The 18,566-nt window shown below is 71.5% G+C and carries 18 protein-coding genes; 15 read left to right on the forward strand and 3 right to left on the reverse strand.

Translation table 11 applies throughout. The features are described 5' to 3' along the window. Positions 1–37 precede the first annotated feature (37 nt). From ACI79R_RS05535 to ACI79R_RS05585, 11 genes are all read left to right on the forward strand, one after another. Positions 38–814, forward strand: a complete 777-nt coding sequence (locus ACI79R_RS05535) for an SDR family NAD(P)-dependent oxidoreductase (RefSeq protein WP_456572578.1) — start codon at positions 38–40, stop codon at positions 812–814. Between the two features lie 47 nt (positions 815–861). Next, positions 862–1,548 (forward strand): alpha/beta fold hydrolase, encoded by a 687-nt coding sequence (locus ACI79R_RS05540; RefSeq protein WP_456572579.1) that lies wholly within the window; start codon positions 862–864, stop codon positions 1,546–1,548. 221 nt (positions 1,549–1,769) lie between these two features. After that, a complete protein-coding gene (locus tag ACI79R_RS05545) occupies positions 1,770–2,966 on the forward strand; it encodes an acyl-CoA dehydrogenase family protein (protein WP_456572580.1) in 1,197 nt (398 codons plus the stop codon). Positions 2,967–3,133: 167 nt separating this feature from the next. After that, the gene (locus tag ACI79R_RS05550) at positions 3,134–4,501 is read left to right on the forward strand and encodes an MmgE/PrpD family protein (RefSeq protein ID WP_456572581.1); all 1,368 of its coding nucleotides are present in this window, start codon (positions 3,134–3,136) and stop codon (positions 4,499–4,501) included. A 14-nt stretch (positions 4,502–4,515) separates the two neighbouring features. Then, positions 4,516–5,328 (forward strand): hypothetical protein, encoded by an 813-nt coding sequence (locus tag ACI79R_RS05555; protein WP_456572582.1) that lies wholly within the window; start codon positions 4,516–4,518, stop codon positions 5,326–5,328. Between the two features lie 4 nt (positions 5,329–5,332). Next, positions 5,333–6,553 carry an NAD(P)/FAD-dependent oxidoreductase gene (locus ACI79R_RS05560; protein ID WP_456572583.1) on the forward strand — a complete coding sequence of 407 codons (1,221 nt, stop codon included), beginning with the start codon at positions 5,333–5,335 and terminating at the stop codon, positions 6,551–6,553. A gap of 138 nt (positions 6,554–6,691) precedes the next feature. Continuing rightward, positions 6,692–7,759, forward strand: coding sequence for a maleylacetate reductase (locus ACI79R_RS05565; protein ID WP_456572584.1), 1,068 nt, complete (start codon positions 6,692–6,694; stop codon positions 7,757–7,759). A 172-nt stretch (positions 7,760–7,931) separates the two neighbouring features. After that, positions 7,932–9,131, forward strand: coding sequence for an acyl-CoA dehydrogenase family protein (locus ACI79R_RS05570; protein ID WP_456572585.1), 1,200 nt, complete (start codon positions 7,932–7,934; stop codon positions 9,129–9,131). Between the two features lie 21 nt (positions 9,132–9,152). After that, the gene (locus ACI79R_RS05575; RefSeq protein ID WP_456572586.1) at positions 9,153–9,446 is read left to right on the forward strand and encodes an antibiotic biosynthesis monooxygenase family protein; all 294 of its coding nucleotides are present in this window, start codon (positions 9,153–9,155) and stop codon (positions 9,444–9,446) included. Positions 9,447–9,541: 95 nt separating this feature from the next. Then, positions 9,542–10,096, forward strand: coding sequence for a flavin reductase family protein (locus tag ACI79R_RS05580; RefSeq protein WP_456572587.1), 555 nt, complete (start codon positions 9,542–9,544; stop codon positions 10,094–10,096). After that, entirely contained in the window at positions 10,093–11,337 is a 1,245-nt protein-coding gene (locus ACI79R_RS05585) for a bifunctional 3,4-dihydroxy-2-butanone-4-phosphate synthase/GTP cyclohydrolase II (RefSeq protein WP_456572588.1), read from the forward strand. The genes ACI79R_RS05580 and ACI79R_RS05585 overlap by 4 nt, the downstream gene beginning before the upstream one ends. Before the next feature lie 65 nt (positions 11,338–11,402). Here the strand turns inward: ACI79R_RS05585 and ACI79R_RS05590 are convergent, their stop codons facing one another. The 3 genes from ACI79R_RS05590 to ACI79R_RS05600 form a co-directional block, all read right to left on the reverse strand. After that, positions 11,403–12,383 carry a PDR/VanB family oxidoreductase gene (locus tag ACI79R_RS05590; protein WP_456572589.1) on the reverse strand — a complete coding sequence of 327 codons (981 nt, stop codon included), beginning with the start codon at positions 12,381–12,383 and terminating at the stop codon, positions 11,403–11,405. After that, the gene (locus tag ACI79R_RS05595; RefSeq protein ID WP_456572590.1) at positions 12,380–13,612 is read right to left on the reverse strand and encodes a cytochrome P450; all 1,233 of its coding nucleotides are present in this window, start codon (positions 13,610–13,612) and stop codon (positions 12,380–12,382) included. Before ACI79R_RS05595 ends, ACI79R_RS05590 begins: the two co-directional genes overlap by 4 nt. 86 nt (positions 13,613–13,698) lie before the next feature. Beyond that, complete coding sequence (locus ACI79R_RS05600; RefSeq protein WP_456572591.1) at positions 13,699–14,640, reverse strand: NAD(P)H-binding protein; 942 nt, start codon at positions 14,638–14,640, stop codon at positions 13,699–13,701. Positions 14,641–14,998: 358 nt separating this feature from the next. Here ACI79R_RS05600 and ACI79R_RS05605 point away from each other — a divergent pair, with 358 nt between their 5' ends. From ACI79R_RS05605 to ACI79R_RS05620, 4 genes are read left to right on the forward strand one after another with little or no spacing between them, the layout of a single operon-like run. Then, positions 14,999–15,793, forward strand: a complete 795-nt coding sequence (locus ACI79R_RS05605) for an ABC transporter ATP-binding protein (protein ID WP_456572592.1) — start codon at positions 14,999–15,001, stop codon at positions 15,791–15,793. After that, entirely contained in the window at positions 15,769–16,572 is an 804-nt protein-coding gene (locus ACI79R_RS05610; RefSeq protein ID WP_456572593.1) for an ABC transporter ATP-binding protein, read from the forward strand. The genes ACI79R_RS05605 and ACI79R_RS05610 overlap by 25 nt, the downstream gene beginning before the upstream one ends. Next, positions 16,569–17,456, forward strand: coding sequence for a branched-chain amino acid ABC transporter permease (locus ACI79R_RS05615; RefSeq protein ID WP_456572594.1), 888 nt, complete (start codon positions 16,569–16,571; stop codon positions 17,454–17,456). Before ACI79R_RS05610 ends, ACI79R_RS05615 begins: the two co-directional genes overlap by 4 nt. A gap of 7 nt (positions 17,457–17,463) precedes the next feature. Next, on the forward strand, positions 17,464–18,564 hold the full coding sequence (locus ACI79R_RS05620) for a branched-chain amino acid ABC transporter permease (RefSeq protein ID WP_456572595.1): 1,101 nt from the start codon (positions 17,464–17,466) through the stop codon (positions 18,562–18,564). Positions 18,565–18,566: the final 2 nt, after the last annotated feature.

Below are 18,566 nucleotides of genomic sequence, written 5' to 3' on the forward strand. Positions count from 1 at the left end.
GGGGGTGTCGAAACCAGCGATGACTGAGGAGCTTGGAGTGCGCAGGCGCGTAGCGGCGGTCACCGGGGCCGCTCAGGGGCTCGGTGCCGAGATCGCCGTCCGGTTGGCGGCCGACGGCTTCGACCTGGTCCTGCTCGACCTTCGGGAGAGCGGTCTGGCCACGACCCGGACCGCGGTCGAGGTCCACGGCGTCGAGGCCCTGACGGTGGCCGTCGATCTGACCGAGGAGCCGGCGGTGGTCGATGCCTTCCGGCGGCTCGACGACCGCTTCGGTCGTCTCGACGTCCTGGTCAACACCGCCGGCGGGAGCGGCACGGACGTGATCCGGTCCCTGGCCGATGTCACAGCCGACATCTGGCGTCGGGTCGTGGACGTCAACGTGACCACGGCATTCCTGTGCGCCCGGCAGGCCGTTCCGCTGATGGAGCGCCACGGCTACGGCAGGATCGTCAACTTCTCCTCGGCCGTGGCCAACGGCAAGGCCGGGCCCTCCGGAACGGTCGGCGCACGCCTGCCGTATGCGACGTCCAAGGCGGCAGTCAACGGGCTGACCAAGCAGCTGGCGAAGGACCTGGGGCGATCCGGTATCACGGTCAACGCCGTCTCGCCAGGGTTGATCCTGCCCACCGAGGGCCGGATCCGCGACACCTTCGAAGCGCTTCCCGAGGCCGCCCAGACGGCCACTCGCGCCGCGATCCCTGCCGGGCGTACCGGCACCGGTACGGAGGTCGCCGCGGCCGTCGCCTACCTCGTGTCCGAGGACGCCGGCTTCACGACCGGCGCCATCCTCAGCGTCGACGGCGCTGAGTCCTGACCTCTTCACCACATCGAGAGGAGCACGACGTGGCGAGACTCTCACTGGTGCTCGTTCCCGCCCTCGGGTCCGACGAGAGACTCTGGCAACCGGTCGTCGAGCAGCTCCAGGAGGCCGTCGACTGCGTCGTCATCCGCGGTGAGGGCGCCTCCATCGCGGCCATGTCCGACGACATCCTGGCGCGCGCTCCCGGCGAGTTCTACCTGGCCGGCATCTCCATGGGCGGCTACGTGTGCCTGGACCTGGCGCTCCGGCGGACCGGCCGTCTCCGGGGCGTCGCCCTGCTCAACACCTCCGCCATCGCGGCGCCACCCAGCAGGCGCGAGAACTCGCTGAAACTCATCGAGATGGCCGATGCCGGTGACTTCGACCGTGCCGTTCAGGTCATCTCCGCTGCGGTAGCCCCACGCCGGCCCGACGTCACCGCCCTCGCGGCGACCATGGCACGTGATCTCGGCCCGCGCGTGTTCCGCGACCAGCAGACGGCCGTCCTCAACCGTGCTGATCGCACCGAGGAACTGGCCCGCGTCGACGTCCCTGCCATCGTGATCGTCGGTGACGCGGACCCGATCACACCGCGCACGCTGGGGGAGGACCTCGCGGCCGGCCTGCCGCATGCCGAACTCACCGTGCTCGACGGCGTGGGTCACCTGTCGACGCTCGAGGACCCGGCCGGCGTGGTCACGGCACTGCGGAGCTGGCTCGCCCGCCTCGACGGTCAGCCCGCGTCCTGACCGGTCGGGTCGCCGGCCGCCGGCCCCGTACCGGCGCCCGGGCAGGTGGCTGCAGCTCCTGCCGTCCCCGTCTACGCACGCGCTGATACGCCAGGCGCATGGGAGCGGTCAAGTTCCTGGCGTTGTGCCGCCGGAGTCCCCTCGTCAATATTTGCTGGGTCACCTGCTTGTGAGTCCGACCACGACGGGATGGCATCCGGTCCGAGAACGAGAGAGCTCCCATGCCACCACTGGCCAGTGCGCTACCGACCGTCGGCGACATCTCGATCCCCGACGCGGACGTGGTGGCGCGCGCCACAGCGCTCGTGCCGCTGATCCGTGAGCACGCCGCCCGGAACGCGGAGGCGCGACGCATCGCGCCGGAGGTCATCACGCACCTCGAGGACGCCGGGCTGTTCCACATGATGGTCCCCGAGCGCCTCGGCGGCGGCGGTGTCACCCTGCGCACGGCGATCGAAGCCACCGCGGAGATCGCTCGTGGCGACGGGTCCACGGGTTGGGTGACCGCGCTGATGGCGATCGGGACCGGCTTCGCCAGCACCTGGTCCGAGCCGGCCCAGGACGACCTCTTCGGCGCCGGGAAGAGGCCCAGGATCTGCGGCATCTTCTCGCCGGGGGACCGGAGCGAGCCGGTGGAGGGCGGCTACCGGGTCAGCGGCCGCTGGCCCTACGCGTCCGGCTCGTTCGCCGCCGACTGGGCCAGCCTGACCATCACCCTCGCCGACGGCACGCCCGGCCTCGCCCAACTGCCCCGGGAGGCCTTCACCATCGAGCCCACCTGGTTCGTGGCCGGCATGCAGGGCACCGGCAGCGACACGGTCGTCGTCAAGGACAGCTTCGTGCCGGAGTACCGCATCCAGCGCGTCCCTGACATGTTCGCCTCCAGGTTCCGGTCCCCCTACACCGGCGACCACGTCGCCAACCTGCCCTTCAACGCCGTCGCGGTCGCCATCCTGGTGGCGCCCCAGATCGGGCTCGGACGCCACGCGCTGGAGCTGACCCGCCAAAGACTGTCGGACAAGCCGGTGGCCTACACCGCCTACTCCGCGGCGAAGGACTCCCCGACCCACCAGCTGGCGGTGGCCAGGGCAGCGACCAACCTCCACCTCGCCGAGCTGCTCATTGCCCGGATCTGTCTCGACATTGACACCGCCGCGGTCACCCGGCAGCTGCCGGCGCCCGAGACCCTCGCCCGCCTGCGCAACGACACCGGCGTCGTCGCGGAGTTGGTGAAGGAGGAGATCGATCTCCTCCTGACCGCCAACGGTGCCGGGTCCTTCGCCGATGCCAACGTCCTGAACCGGGTGTGGCGCGACTCGGAGACCGCGAGCCGGCACGCGCTCGTCACCCCCGAGATCGGCCGCGAGCAGTACGGCCGGCTGCTCCTCGGCAACGAACAGCCGATCGTCGCCCTCTAGCGGCCACGGCACCCGCGCCCCGGGTCGGCGGCTGCCGCTCCGGGCCCGCCATGCCCGTCGGACCCGCACGCCCCCTTCCCGGGCATCGGCCGACCGGCTCCGCACGGGGCGGGAGCCGGACGGCAGTGCCCGCAGGCGACCTCGAGGATCGAGAAAGGAAGCGCACCATGGGCAGATCGATCACCGAGATCCTGGCCTCGCACTGGGCCGGGTTGCAGTACGGCGACATCCCGGACGAGGCGATCGCAGGCATCAAGGACCACATCCTCGACACCCTCGCCGTCGCGATGTACGGCCAGCAGACACCGGAGGCGCGCAACGTCATCCAGGCCCTGGCCGAGATCCAGGACACCACGTCGGGGAGCTTGGTGTGGGGCACCGGCATCCGCCTCGCTCCCGCGCAGGCCGCCCTCGCCAACGGCACGTCGGCGCACGCCCGCGACTTTGACGACGGTGGCGGTCCGGGCCACGGCGGTTCCACCGTGCTGCCGGCCGCCATAGCCGTCGCGGAGGCGGTCGGGGGCACGGGCCGGGCACTGATCGCCGCGACCATCGCGGGTTACGACATCAGCTACCGGGCGCTGGCCTCGCTGGGCGGGTTCGCTGCGCACACCGACCGTGGCTGGCACTCCAGCGGCACCATGGGCAGCATCGCGGCTGCTGCCGCCGCAGCGAAGTGCCTCGGCCTCGACGCGGAGCGGTTCACCAACGCCCTCGGCATCGCGGGCTCCTTCACCGGCGGCATCTGGGCGTTCAAGGACGACGGTGCCATGACCAAGCGGCTGCATCCCGGCAAGGCCGGGGAGACCGGCGTCGACGCGGCGATCCTCGCGCGGGCGGGCATCACCGGTCCGCATCGCGTGTTCGAGGCGCACTGGGGTGGGATCTACGCGACCTACAACAGCGGGCAGGGCTTTCCCGAGGTGGCGGTGAAGGACCTCGGCGTGGACTTCAACGTGGCCAGTTCCTATCTCAAGCCCTACGCCTGCTGCCGGGGCTGTCACTCTGCCATCGACACGGTGATGGCTCTCCTGGCAGCCCGTCCCATCACCGCCGAGGACGTCCGCAGTGTCCGCGTCGTCGCGGGGAGGACGGCGATCAACATGCTGTCGGTCGAGCGCATCGAGACCGTCTTCGACGCCCAGTTCAGCCTGCCGTACGCCATCGGCCTGGCGCTGTGCGGTGGCCGCCTCGGATTGGACGAGTACGAGCCGCTCCGACTCGACGAGCCGCGGATCCGGGAGGCGGTCGCGAAGGTCTCGATGGAGGTCGACCCCGGAATCCAGATCGAGGACGGTCCTCGGCTTGAGGTCGAGCTGACCAGCGGCGACACGCTCGTCCTCGAGGCCGGCAACCCGACGAACGCCAAGGGCTCCGCCGTCAACCCCATGTCGCACGAGGAGGTCGTGGCGAAGGCCGTGGCCCTGGTCGGCCCCCTCGGCGCCGGCGCCGCCGAGGAACTCGTCTCGGCGGTCGAGCGCCTCGACGATGCCCCGGACCTCTCCGAACTGCTGCACGCGCTGCGCGCGCGGTGAGAGAAGTGGAACAGATGACGACCACTGACACGATCGAGCGCACCGAGGTCATCGCTGCCGAGCCCGCGGAGTCGCTGGCGGCGATGCTCGACATCGACATGCCGCACGCGGCCGGCGACCTCCTGGCGCCGCTGTGGCACTGGACGTACCTGCTCGAGCGGGGACCCGAGCGGGACCTGGGGGAGGACGGCCATCCCCTCGTCGGCATCCCCGCTCCGCCGGGGGAGGGGCGCCGCCGCATGTTCGCCGGTGGCCGGGTGACCACGCTGGGTGCCCTCAGGATCGGAAGGGAGGCAACCAAAATCACCTCGATCGCCCGGTCGGTCGAGAAGCAGGGCCGCACCGGACCTCTCACCTTCACCACCGTCCTGCAGGAGATCTCCCAGGCCGGTCGCCTGGTGATCCGGGAGGAGCAGGACATCGTCTACCGGGCGCCCGGTTCCACCGCCCTGCCGACCCCGCCCGCGCCGTCGGCACCGCCGCCGGGACCCACGCTGGAGATGTCGGCCGACGAGCGCCTGCTGTTCCGATTCTCCGCGCTGACCTACAACGCGCACCGGATCCACTACGACCTCGACTGGTGCCGGCGCGAGGGCTACGACGGACTGGTCATCCACGGTCCGCTCCTGGCCTTCATGATGGGCGAGCACCTGCGGCGCCAGGGCATCGACCTGACCGGCAGGGTGTTCGCCTACCGCCTGGTCTCGCCGATGACCAGGCCTCAGACCTTCTCGATCGTGCCGGGCCAGGACGGGTTGGAGAAGGGTGCCGAGGCCCGCAGCGCAGCTGGCACCGTGTGCGCCATCAGCACGCTCGCGGAGGCGTGACGTCATGGCCGACCGATCGTCCGACATCGTCATCGTCGGCGGCTCCGTGGCGGCGACCAGGGCCGCCGAAGCCGCGCGACGGCACGCTCCGTCCCTGAGCATCACCGTCGTCACCGACGAGCCGCACCTCCCGTACGAGCGGCCGCCGCTGTCCAAGCTGCCGGTCGCCGGCCCGGTCGACCTGGACCGGCTGACCTATCCGGCTGCCCGCGCGCTTCGCGACGACGGCGTCGACTTCATGCTGGACACGCGGGCAGAGGCTCTCGACCTCGGGGCCCGAGAGGTCCGCACGAGCCACGGTGTCGTCGGGTATCGGGCACTGGTCATCGCTACCGGTTGCGAGCCACTGATCCCCCCGCTGTTCCGCGACGTCCCCGACGTCTACGCACTGCGCCGGTACGAGGACGCGGTCGCGTTGCGGGCCGCGGTGGCGGACCCCAGCCGGTCCGTCGCCATCGTCGGAGCCGGGTTCATCGGCGGGGAGTTCGCGGCGACCCTGGCCAAGGAGGGCCGGCGAGTCGCCCTCATCGACCTGGCCCACCGGCCGCTGGGCCGCTTCGGCCACGCGGTGGCCGACCGCTACGAGTCGCTGCACCGGGCGGGGGGGGTGACGCTGCACCTCGGCAGCGCGGCCGTCGGCGTCAGCGAGGGGGCGCGGCGCTCGGTCCTGCTGTACGACGGCACGGCGGTCCCGGCCGACGTCATCGTCGTCGGTGTCGGCGTCCGGCCCTCGCTCGACTGGCTGGGGAGTGCCGGCCTCTGGCTGGAGGACGGGATCGTGTGCGACGCCACGCTCAGCGCTGCCGGCGGCTCGGTTTACGCCGCCGGGGACGTGGTCCGCTGGCCGAACGCCCGGTACGGCGCCACGATGCGGATCGAGCACTGGACCACTGCCGCCGAGCAGGGACGCGTCGCCGGCATCAACGCCGCCAACGCGCTCCTCGGCAGACCCGCGATCGACTGTTTGACCGTTCCCTACTTCTGGTCCGACCAGCACGGCGTCCGCATCCAGTTCGCCGGGTACCGCACCGGTGACGAGGAGATCGTCGAGCACACCGGGGAGGAGGGGTCCCTCTTCGTCTACCGACGCGGCGACGACGTCGTCGGCGTGCTCGCCTTCGAGCAGCGCCCGGTGTTCGTGCGCCTGCGTGCGGCCCTGCGCACGTCCCTGTCGTGGCCGCAGGCCCAGGACATCATGGGCCTGGACCCCGCGGCGTCCCCCTGACCCTCCGATCGACCGCCGGGCCGGCGTTCGGGTGACCCTGCGACGTCAGGGCTCGCCGGGGGAGTCCTGATCACCGTCGACGAGTCCGCCCCCGCCGAGCCCCGTCCACCTCACCCCGCTGCGAGAGGACCAGACGCCGTGACTCGGGTGTTCACCTACACCGCGCTGCCCATGCGGGTCCGGTTCGGGCCCGGGTCGCTGGCCGCGCTGCCCGAGGAGGTCGCCGCGCTGGGGCTGACCCGGGTGCTGGTGCTCTGCTCGCCCGAGCAGGCCGACACCGGGCGGCTGGTGGCCGGCGCCCTGGGTGACCGGGCCGCCGGGGTGCTGCCCGAGGCGCGGATGCACGTGCCGGTCGAGGTCGCCCACCGCGCCCGGCAGCTGGCCGCCGAGCTCGGCGCCGACGGCTGCGTGGCCGTCGGCGGCGGCTCGGCCGTCGGCCTGGGCAAGGCCATCGCGCTCGCGCACGGGCTGCCGGTGATCGCCGTCCCGACGACCTACGCCGGATCGGAGATGACCCCGGTGTGGGGGCTGACCGAGGGCGGCGCCAAGCGCACCGGCCGGGATCCGCGCGTGCTGCCGGTCAGCGTCCTGTACGACCCGGAGCTCACGCTCACCCTGCCGGTGCAGATGACGGTGACCAGCGGCATGAACGCGATCGCCCACGCCGTCGAGGGCCTCTACGCCCCCGATGCCAGCCCGATCGTCTCGCTCATGGCCGAGGAGGGCGCCCGGGCGCTGGCCGCCGCGCTGCCCGCCATCGTCGCCGACCCCACCGGCCTCGACGCCCGCGGCGAGGCCCAGTACGGCGCGTGGCTGTGCGGCGCCGTCCTCGGCGCCACGACCATGGGCCTGCACCACAAGCTCTGCCACGCCCTCGGCGGCACCCTCGACCTGCCGCACGCCCCGACCCACACCGTCGTCATCCCGCACGCCCTCGCGTACAACGCCCCCGCCGCACCGCAGGCCGTCACCGCGCTCTCCCGCGCCCTCGGCGGCGTCGACGACCCGGCCCGCGCCCTGTGGGACCTCGCCGGCCGGCTCGGCGCGCCCCGCTCCCTGCGCGAACTCGGGATGGCCGAGGACGACGTCGACCGCATCGCCGAGGCAGCGGCGGCGGATCCGTACGCGAACCCCCGGCCGGTCACCCGCGACGGCGTCGCCGCGCTGCTCCGGGCCGCCTGGTCGGGCACCGTGCCCGGCCGGTAGTCCCGGCGGGCTCAGCGATAGCGGCGGCGTCACGCCGGATACGCAGCGCGCATGGCAAAGGCCAACTTCTTGGCATTGTCCGGCGGCCGGCGGCTGCCGATAGTAGCCACGACCTCTTGTGGTGCCCATCACTGCCCGAGCGACATCGGGTCCGAGCACGAGAGACGAGACCATGACACTGCTGACCAACCCCGGATCGACTGACGTCACGAACATCGGGAGCCCGGACGTCGAGCTCGTCTCCCGAGCCACCGCCCTCGTGCCACTGGTCCGCGAGCACGCGGCGCAGGGGGCGGAGGCGCGGCGGGTCGCGCCCGAGGTGATCGACGCGATCGACGAGGCCGGGCTGTTCCACATGATGCTCCCCGAGCGGCTGGGCGGGGCCGGCGCGACCCTGCGGACCGCCATCGAGGTGACGGCCGAGATCGCCCGCGGCGACGGCTCCACCGGGTGGGTCACGGCCCTGATGGCCCTCGCCACCGGCTTCGGTGCCACGTGGCCCGAGCAGGCCCAGGAGGAGGTCTTCGGCCGGAACCCGCGCGCCAGGACCTGCGGCGTCTTCTCTCCTGGCGACCGGAGCGAGCCGGTCGAGGGCGGCTACCGGGTGAGCGGCCGGTGGCCCTTCGGCTCCGGCTCGTTCGCGGCCGACTGGGCCAGCCTGACCATCACCACGGCCGGCGGCATCCCCGGCATGGCCCTCATCCCACGGGAATCGATCACGATCGAACCGACCTGGTACGTCGCCGGCATGCAGGGGACGGGCAGCGACACGATCGTCGTCGAGGACCAATTCGTGCCGGAGCATCGCGTCCAGCTCGTCCCGGACATGTTCGCCTCCAGGTTCCGTTCGCCGTTCACCGACGACCACATCGCCGGGCTGCCCTTCAATGCGGCCGCAGCCGCAATCCTCATCGCGCCCCAGATTGGCCTCGGTCGGCACGCGCTCGAGCTCACCCGCGCCAAGCTCCCGACGAAACCTGTTGCCTACACCGCCTACAGCCAGGCCAAGGACTCGCCCACCCACCAGCTCGGTGTGGCAAAGGCGGCCACCAAGCTGCATCTCGCGGAGCTGCTCACCGCGCGGATGTGTCTCGACATCGACGCGGCTGCGGTCACTCGTGTGCAGCCGGTGCCCGAGACGCTCGCCCGGTTGCGCAACGACACCGGTGTGGTGGCCGAGCTCGTGAGGGAGGAGATCGACCTGCTCCTCACGGCGAACGGTGCTGGGTCGTTCGCGGACGCGAACGTGCTGAACCGCATCTGGCGCGACGCCGAGACAGCCGGGCGCCACGCGCTTGTGACCACCGAGATCGGCCGCGAGGTCTACGGCCGTCTCCTGCTGGGCAACGACCAGCCTACTGTCGCCCTCTGACGGCCGGCCCGGAGTCCAACGATGATCGTCGAGATCGCCGAGTTCCGTGTGCGCACCGGTGCAGGGCCGCAGTTCGAACAGGCCTTCGCCGACGTCAGGCAGAGGCTGCTCGACGCCCAGGGATGCCGGGACGCGCAGCTGTGGCCGAGCGTCGATCTTGCCGACACCTACCTGCTGCAGGTCCGGTGGGATCGGCTGGAGGACCACATCGAGGTGTTCGCGGGCACGGAGACGGCGGCTGAACTGGTCGCGACCCTCGGACCGCATTGCGACGAGCCGCCCCGGGTCGTCCACTACGAGGCCCCCACGCGGTGAGGCACCAGGCCCGGACCGCACAGCCTGCGGCTGACCCGCGAGACGTGGTCCCCCGGCTGCCCTTCCGCCGACCACGAGAAACGGAGTGCCCTCCGATGAGCCAGCCGACCGGGAACGAGACCGGTGTCGTGAAGACGGTGACATCCCGGCCCGAGGGGGACGGCGAGGCGGAGCTACGCGACCGCTTCCGTGAGGTGATGGCCGGAGTGCCGACCCCGGTCTCCGTCGTCACGAGTTTTCACGAGGGCTTGCCGCACGGGACGACGGTGAGCGCATTCGCCTCGCTGTCGATGGACCCCCCGATGGTCCTGGTGTCGCTGGACCGGACGTCGGACCTCCTCGCGGTGGTCCGCGAGTCGAACCGATTCGGTGTCAACGTGCTGGCCGCGCACCAATCCCGCCTGGCGCTCGCCTTTGCCAGGAAGGGCGGCGTCGGCAAGTTCTCCGGCGCCCGCTGGGACATGGACGACGGCCTCCCGCGACTTCCGGGGAGTTCCGGCTGGCTGGCTTGTGAGGTCGCTGCTCTCGTGGAGGGGGGCGATCACGTGGTCGCGCTGGGGACGGTGGTCGCCGCCGAGGCGACCGTTGCTCAACCACTGACCTACCACGGTCGGGTGTTCGGCACCCACGCCGCGCTGGAGGCGGAGTGACCGCCCGGCGGGCGGTGGCCGAGTCGGTGCAGCGCGCGGTCGCTGCGCTGGCGACCGGGGGCATGGTGGTCGTGACCGACGACGCCGATCGGGAGGACGAGGGCGACCTCGTGGTCGCCGCCGAGCTCGTCACTCCCGAGCAGATGGCGTTCATCGTCCGGCACACGACGGGTATCGTCTGCGTCCCCATGAACGGTCGGCGAACCGATGCACTGGGTCTGCCGCAGATGGTGGGCGAGAACACCGATGCCCACGCCACAGCCTTCACCGTGTCGGTCGACGCGGTGTCCGCGGGAACCGGCGTCTCCGCCGTCGATCGCACCCTGAGCGTGCGCGCACTCGCCGATCCAGCGACCGCGCCGAGCCATCTGCGGCGTCCCGGACACGTCTTTCCGCTGCGCGCCCGGGACGGCGGCGTGCTGGTGCGCGCGGGCCACACCGAAGCAGCCGTAGACCTAGTCACCATGGCCGGCCTGTCCGGGGTCGGGGTGATCGGGGAGATCGTCGACGAGGACGGCTCAATGCGCCGTGGCGAGTCGCTGAGCCGGTTCGCCGCGGAGCACGACCTGCCGGTGCTCGCCATCGCCGACCTGATCCGGTACCGGCGCGCGACGGAACGGCTGGTGGAGTTCGTCGCCAGTGCCCAGATGCCCACGGAGTTCGGCGATTTCCGGGCGCTGGCCTACCGCAGCGTCACCGACGGGATCGAGCACCTGGCCCTGGTCATGGGGGACGTCGCTGCGGCCGGAAGCAGCCAGGCCGGTGCGCTCGTCCGCGTGCACTCCGAGTGCCTCACCGGGGACATCCTGGGTTCCCGGCGGTGCGATTGCGGAGCGCAGTTGGAGCAGGCGCTGCGGGCGATCGCCGACGAAGGCGTCGGCGTCGTCGTCTACCTCCGTGGTCACGAGGGCCGCGGCATCGGGTTGGCCCACAAGATTCGCGCCTATGCCCTACAGGAGGAGGGACTCGACACGGTCGATGCGAACACCGCCCAGGGCCTGCCCTCGGACTCCCGGACATATGGCGTGGGCGCACAGATTCTCGGCGACCTCGGCATCACCCGCATGCGGCTGATCACCAACAATCCGGCCAAGTACGGCGGCCTCGACGGTCACGGGCTCTCGATCGTCGAACGGGTGGCCCTGCCCACCTCGGTCACCCCCGACAACGTGCGCTACCTGCGCACCAAGCGCGACCGCATGGGACACGCCCTCGGCCTGTCGGCCACCGGCCCCGGCTGATCCGTCCCTTCCGGCGATGCAGGCGGGCGACGAGCGGAGTGCTCCACCACACCGCCACTCCCGGATCAGAGGTCCAGGACCAGCCGCTCACCCGCACAACGGGAGACGCAGATCATCATGCAGTCGCCGGCAATCCGCTCCTCCGCCGACAGGATCGCGTCGCGGTGCTCTGGCCGTCCCTCAAGCACCATCGTCTCGCAGGTCCCGCATGTGCCCTGCCGGCACGACGACGGAACGGAGACGCCCGCCTCGCGGACGACGTCCATGACACTGCGGTCCGCCGGGACGTGCACTTCCTTGCCCGACTGCGCCAGGACGACGTCGAAGGCTCGCGCGGGCGCGTCGATGCACGGCGCGGCGAACCGTTCCACGTGCAGGGATCCCGGTGGCCACGAGGCGACCCGCTCCTCGACCGCGCGGAGCAACCCCTCTGGCCCGCAGCAGTAGACCACCGTGCCGTCCCCTGGTTCCGCCAGCAGCATGTCGAGGTCCGGCCACTGGCCTTCGTCCTCGGCCAGCACGGTCACGCGCGGGTCGGCAGGCAGGCTGTCGACGTACGCCATGCTCGCGCGGGAACGCCCCCCGTAGACCAGGGTCCAGTCGGCACCCCGGGCGCGCACGGCGTCCAGCATCGGTCGCAGTGGTGTGATACCGATGCCCCCGGCGATGAACAGGTACCGCGGTGCAGTCACCAGGGTGAACTGGTTGCGCGGGTCCGACACCAGGAAGGAGTCCCCGACCTGGGCTTCGTCGTGCAGGTAGCGTGAGCCGCCCTGTCCGTCCGCCTTCCGAAGCACGGCGATCGTCAACCGGTCGCGGTCGTCGGGATCACCGCACAGGGAGTACTGGCGCACGAGTCCGCCGGGGAGGTGGATCTGGATGTGCGCACCGGGCTCCCAGCGCGGAGCCAGGCCCTGGTGCGGTTCGAGTTCCAGCTCCACCACGTCGTCGGCGACGGTCCTCCTGGCGGCCATCCTCATGGGGAAGGTGGCGGCGACGACCGACACGTCGCTCGGGATCATCCAGCTCGGCAGGCCGGTGGTCATCGCTGCGCCTCGCCACCCTCACGAGGCCCGGGGGTGAAGCGCACCGGCAGCGTCGGGATGTGCGCGTAGTCGCCGCCGCTGAAGACGTACTCGGGCTCGGCGACCTCCAGGGTGAGGTCGGGGACCCGGCGGAGCAGCTCCTCCAGGACCACGCGGAGCTCCATCCGCGCCAGCGGAGCCCCGGGGCAGCTGTGCACGCCGAAACCGAAGCTTACGTGGCGGTTGCGTCCGCGATCCAGCCGGAACTCCTTCGGCTCCTCGAACACCGCGGGGTCGCGGTTGGCCGCGGCCCACGCGAGGTAGACGTCATCTCCCGCGAGGATCTCGGCGCCGGCCACCTCGGCGTCCTGCAGAGCACGGCGGAAGAACCCGAAGAAGGGCGGACGCAGGCGCAGCACCTCCTCCACGGCGACGGGTGCCAGCCTCGCGGGGTCCTCGGCGACCCGGGCCCGCACGGACTCGTTGCCGAAGACCTCCGCGACGAGGCTGCCGATGGCGGAGGTCGTGGTGTGGTGGCCGGCGCCCAGGAAACCGACGAGCACGGCGATGACTCCCTCGTCGCCCAGCGGCTCGCCATCGACCTCCACGTTGGCCAGATAGGTCAGGTAGTCGTCCCGGGGGGTTCCCCGCCGGCGATGTGTCTCGGCCTGGGCGACCTGGGCGAAGCCCTGCACGCGCTGGCCGAACCGGACCGGGTCACCCAGGGCCGAGAACATCTCGACGGCACGGTTGCGAACCTCGGGCACCAGGTCGTCGTCGATGCCGACGAGTCGGCAGATCGCCTCGGCGGGGACGGGCTCGGCCAGTTCCGCCACCACGTCGGCGGTCCCGCGCTCGATGAAGGCGTCGATGTGGCGAGTGACGTCCGCCCGGACGACCGGCTCGATGACCGACACCGTGTGCGGTGTCACCGCCTGGTCGAACAGCGCCCGCCAGTGGCGATGCTGGGGCTCGTCCATCTCCAGTGCCGCGAAGGGGGCGCGCGGCACCACCGGGCGCACGACCTGCGACGCCGACGAGAACACCTGGTCGTTGCCTGCGGCCCGCTTCACCTCGGCGTGTCCCAGCAGCAGGTGGAAACCGTCATGCTCATCGCTGTGCGCGACCGGGCAGCGCCGGCTCGCTGCCTCGAAGAGGGCGAGTGACCGCTGCGGAGAGGTCGTGTGGGCGCTGAAGTGCGCGAGTTCCTCGTCGGGTCGCGCGTCGGGCGCGTCGGAGGGGGCAGACATCGGGGGGCCTCCAGGGTGGTCGAGGGGGGAGTGGTCCGTCGAGGGCGACGCGCGGGCTGCGCGCGACCGCAGTGCGGGTGGTGCCGTCAGGACACCGAGGCATCGATCTGGTCGTAGCGGACGGACCGGACCTTCTCCATGACCGAGCGCAGGGATGCCGGCCGGCGGCCGGTGATCTGCTCGACGTGGTCGGAGAGCAGCGCCTGATAGCCCTCGGCGATGGCGACCTCGGCCGACACCAGTTCATCGCTGGCCCACATGTGGCCGTCGGCGCTGGCGGGCATGCTCGGGTCGTAGGTGCGCGGAATGCCGATCGAGTCGAAGAAGGCCAGGCGATCGGCGGCGGACACCGACCCGTACTCGATGGCCGTGCCGTAGACGTCGGCGCCCATCGCCGCGATCTGAGCGAAGTCGAGGAGCTCCGGGCCGGTGATCTCGTAAACGGCTCCGGCGTGGGCGTCCGGGTCGAGGAGGCAGGCCGTCGCCGAACGCGCGACGTCGCTCTTCGCGACCGGCGCGAGGCGGCCGTGACCGGTCGCCTGCGCCATGACGCCGACCGTGGCCGCCGGCGCGACGAGGACGTTGCTGACTATCTCGGAGTACAGGGCGTTGCGCAGGAAGGTGTAGGGGATGCCCGATGCGCGCAGGTCCAGTTCGCTCTGGTAGTGGTCCATGGCCGAGAGCGCGGGGTTGCGGGGCTGCACCCCTCCCACGGACGTGTAGACGATGTGACGAACGCCGGCCTTCTGCGCTGCGGCGATGACGTTGCGGTGCTCGGTCACCCGACGCCCCAGGTTCAGCCCACTGATGAGGAACAGGGTGCTGGCACCGGCATAGGCCGCTTCGAGCAGGTCGGGGCGCTGGTGGTCACTGTGGACGACAGTGACTCCGCGGACGGCCTGCTCGGCGAGGTCGGCCGGGGAGCGGGTCGCCAACCTGAGCTCGATGTCAGGGGCTTGCTGGAGCAGGAGGTCGGTGACACGGCGGCCCAAATCCCCTGATGCGCCGCTGATGACGATTCCGGCCATGAGTACTCCTCGTGCTCGGCGGGTCGTGGAACTGCGGATGTGCCGCAGCCCGGAGGCCGGCCTCCTGGGCGCGGCGGTGAGGCAGAACACATCGTGGGGCAGCTGAGGGGACGGTCACAGGGCCACGAACTTCGGCGTCCTCATGCGCTCGGTGCATGGGGAGCCGCAGCCGTCCCGACCCGACGTCGGGCCGGCTCCACCCCGGAGGCGGCGCGGAGGAGCCAGCCACGCGCCGAGGCGCCATGCACCCGGCGCATGGACTCGCGCAAAGTCCTGGCCGTTCCCGCAGGATGCGGCACACGTCACCATTCCCGGAGTTCACCGCCCAGGGCGGTACGACGACCGGAGGGCTGCGCCTGTGCTGGAACTGGACGACGTCTCCGTCACCTACGGCGGGGTCGTCCCTGCGCTGCGCGGCGTCTCGATGGTGGTCCCCGACGGTGCCTGCGTCGCGATCCTGGGCAGCAACGGAGCGGGCAAGACGACGGCGCTGCGGGCCGTCTCGCGGAACATGTCCCGCCACGGGGCGAAGCTGGTCCGGGGGCGGATCGCCTTCGACGGAGCCGACCTCGCTCGCTCTTCCATGTCGGACGTCGTCGCCCGCGGCATCGTGCAGGTGCCGGAGGGACGCCGCATCCTCGGGCGTCTCACCGTGGAGGAGAACCTGCGGATCGGTGGTGTCCGGCGCGGTCGTCGGGCAGCTGCGCAGTCGAGGGACCGTGTCTTCTCGCTCTTCCCGCGGCTCGCCGAGCGGCGTTCCCAGCGCGGGGCGCTGCTCTCCGGGGGAGAGCAGCAGATGCTCGCGATCGGCCGAGCCCTGATGGCGGCGCCGCGCCTGCTGATGCTCGACGAGCCGTCACTCGGGCTGGCCCCCGTCGTCGTCGCGCAGGTCGCGGACGTGATCCGGGGGATCAGTGCTGAGGGGACGTCCGTCCTGCTCATCGAGCAGAACGCAGCCATGGCGCTCTCCGTGGCCTCTTCGGCCTACGTGCTGGACCTGGGCCGGGTCTCGCTCGCCGGTGCCGCCGAGGAGCTGGCCGCAACCGACACCATCCGTCATCTGTACCTGGGGCACTCCGGCGGCGACATCTCCCGGTCCACGCTCCAGGCGATCACCCCGCTGCAGCCGTGGACCGCCGGGCGGGCGTCGTGACGGGCGAGGAGCTTGAGGTGCGGTCGGTCTCGGTCCGGTTCGGTGCGGTGGCCGCACTCGAGGACGTGTCCTTCCGCGTCGCGCCCGGTTCCATCCACTCGGTCATCGGGCCCAACGGGGCGGGCAAGTCGTCGCTGCTCAACGTGTTGTCCGGTGTGTACCGGCCCACGACGGGCGAGGTGTACTGGAACGGCACGCCGTTGACCACCCGCCGCCCCGACCAGATCACGCGTCTGGGCGTGGGGCGCTCGTTCCAAAACCTCGGGTCCGCCGCCGATCGCAGCGTCCGCGACCTCGTCATGCTGGGGCGACACGCCCTGATGCGGCACGGCATGGCGGCCAACGGCCTCGGACTGCGGAGCGCGCGCACCGAGGAGCGCGTGCACCGGCAGCGGGTCGAGGAGATCGCGGACTTCATGGGCCTGGGCCCGTGGCTCGACGCACCTGTGTCGACGCTCTCCTACGGCCACCAAAAGCGCGCGGACATGGCCCGCGCCCTCGCCGCCGAACCTCGTCTGCTGCTGCTCGACGAGCCGGCCGCGGGGATGAACGCGGGGGAGAAGCGCGGGATCGGTGAGCTCGTCCTCTCCGTGGTCGCGTCGCTCGGGATGACGGTCCTGCTGGTGGAGCACGACATGGAGATGGTGATGGGTCTGTCGGACCGGATCACCGTGCTCAACTTCGGGCACGTGATCGCGGAGGGGAATCCGGCGGAGATCCAGGCGGACCCACGTGTCGTCGAGGCCTACCTCGGCCGGGTCGAGGAGAGCCGGTCGTGAACCTCCTCCCCACCCTGGTGACCGGCCTGTCGCTGGGGTGCACCTACGCGCTCGTCGCGCTGGGCATCGTGATCCTCTATAAGGGGTCGGGTGTGCTGAATCTCGCGCACGGCAGCATCGCGGTGCTCGGCGCGTACGTGACCGCGCGGTTGGCGGGCACCTTCGGCTTCTTCGGCGCGGCCATCGCCGGCATCATCGCCGCGGCCGGCGCCGCGATGCTCATGGAGCGCCTCCTCGTGGGGCGGATGCGTCACACACCCGTCGTGTCGCTGGCGATCATGACCATCGGCGTCGAGGTGCTCCTCCAGACCGAGCTGACCCGGCAGATCGGCATCGACATCCTGCAGCTGGGTCAGCCGTGGGGGACCGACTCCGTCGAGCTGCTGGATGTCGTCGTGCCGTGGAACCGGCTCGTCACGATCGCCGTCGCCGTCGTCGCGATGGGGGTCTTCGTGCTGACGCTCCGGCTGTCGAACTGGGGGGTGTCGATGCGGGCCGTCGCGGAGGACCGGGAGGCCTCCGAGCTCGTCGGGCTCCGGCTGGGCACCGTCGCGATGGTCACCTGGGCGACGGCCGGAGGTCTCGCGGCGCTGGCCGGGATCCTGCTCACCGGTGCACCGGCGGCAGGCCTGTCACCTGCGCTCTCGCTCGTCGTGCTCCGCGCGTTCGCCGCCGCGCTGATCGGTGGGCTGGACTCCGTCGCGGGTGCTCTCGTGGGCGGCCTGATCGTCGGGATGGTCGAGGCCTTCGTCATCACGTTCCAGTCCGACCTGGCCTTCCTCGGGCTCGGCCTCAGCGACGTGGCCGCCTTCCTCGTCATGTTCGTGGTCCTGCTCCTTCGGCCCCAGGGTCTCTTCGGCCGCAAGGAGGTCGCTCGTGTCTAGCCTCCGCGTGGCCGCGCCCCTGCCGACGGCACGACACCAACGGCTGCTGACCGGCGCCGCGCTCGCGGTCGTGGCGGTGGTGGCGCTCGTCCTGCCGCTCTACCTGTCGGTGTTCTGGCTACAACTGGCCGCGTCCGTGTGCGCGCTGGCCGTCGGGTGCGTCGGACTGACCATGCTGACGGGGGCGGGCCAGCTCTCACTCGCCCATCCGTTCTTCATGGCGATCGGCGCGCTGACCTACGTGGCTCTCGGCGCCACACCGGATGCCTCCGGAGAGCTCGTCGGACTCGGCCTGCCGCCAGTGCTGGCGGCGGTCGCCGGCGTCCTGGCGGCAGGCGTCGTCGGTCTCGCCTTCGCCCCGATCGCGTCACGGCTCCAGGGCATCTACCTCGGCATGGCCAGCCTCGGCCTGGTCCTGCTGGGCACGCACGTCTTCAACAACGTGACCGCGCTCAGCGGCGGGTTCAACGGTCGGCGCGCCCCTGACTTCGAGCTCTTCGGCGTCGTCTTCGGACGCTCGCCCGACCCCGTCGTCGTCCTCGGGGTTCCCTTCGGCCGGCTGGAATGGCTGTGGTACCTGGGCATCCTCTGCCTGGCTGCCGTCGCCGTGTTCTCCCGCAACGTCCTGAGGTCGCGCCCCGGGCGGGCCCTGGGCCTGATCGCGACCGGTGAGCTGCCCGCTGCGGTCGCCGGCGTCAACGTGAAGGCCTACAAGGCGCGGATCTTCTTCCTGTCCTCGCTCTACGCGGGACTGAGTGGGGTGCTGTACGCACTGGCGATCGGGAGCATCGCGCCCACCACCTTCGGCTTCGACCTGTCACTGCAGTTGCTGGCGATGGTCGTCATCGGGGGAGTGGGATCGGTCGGCGGGGCGATCGCGGGCTCGACCTTCGTCGTCTGCCTGCCGGTGCTCGTGCAGCTGGCTCTCGCCGGTTCATCCCTCACGTCCGGGGCGCTCACCGCCTCGTACCTGTCGAGGTACGTCTACGGCGCCGCGATCATCGCCGTCCTCGTGTTCCGGCCCACGGGGCTGGCGGGGGTGTGGCACTCCACCGCCTCGGCGCTCCGCCGTCGCACGAAGAGGATCCACACCACGGGAAGGGAGTAGGA

The organism is Blastococcus sp. SYSU D00820 (genome assembly GCF_054050695.1).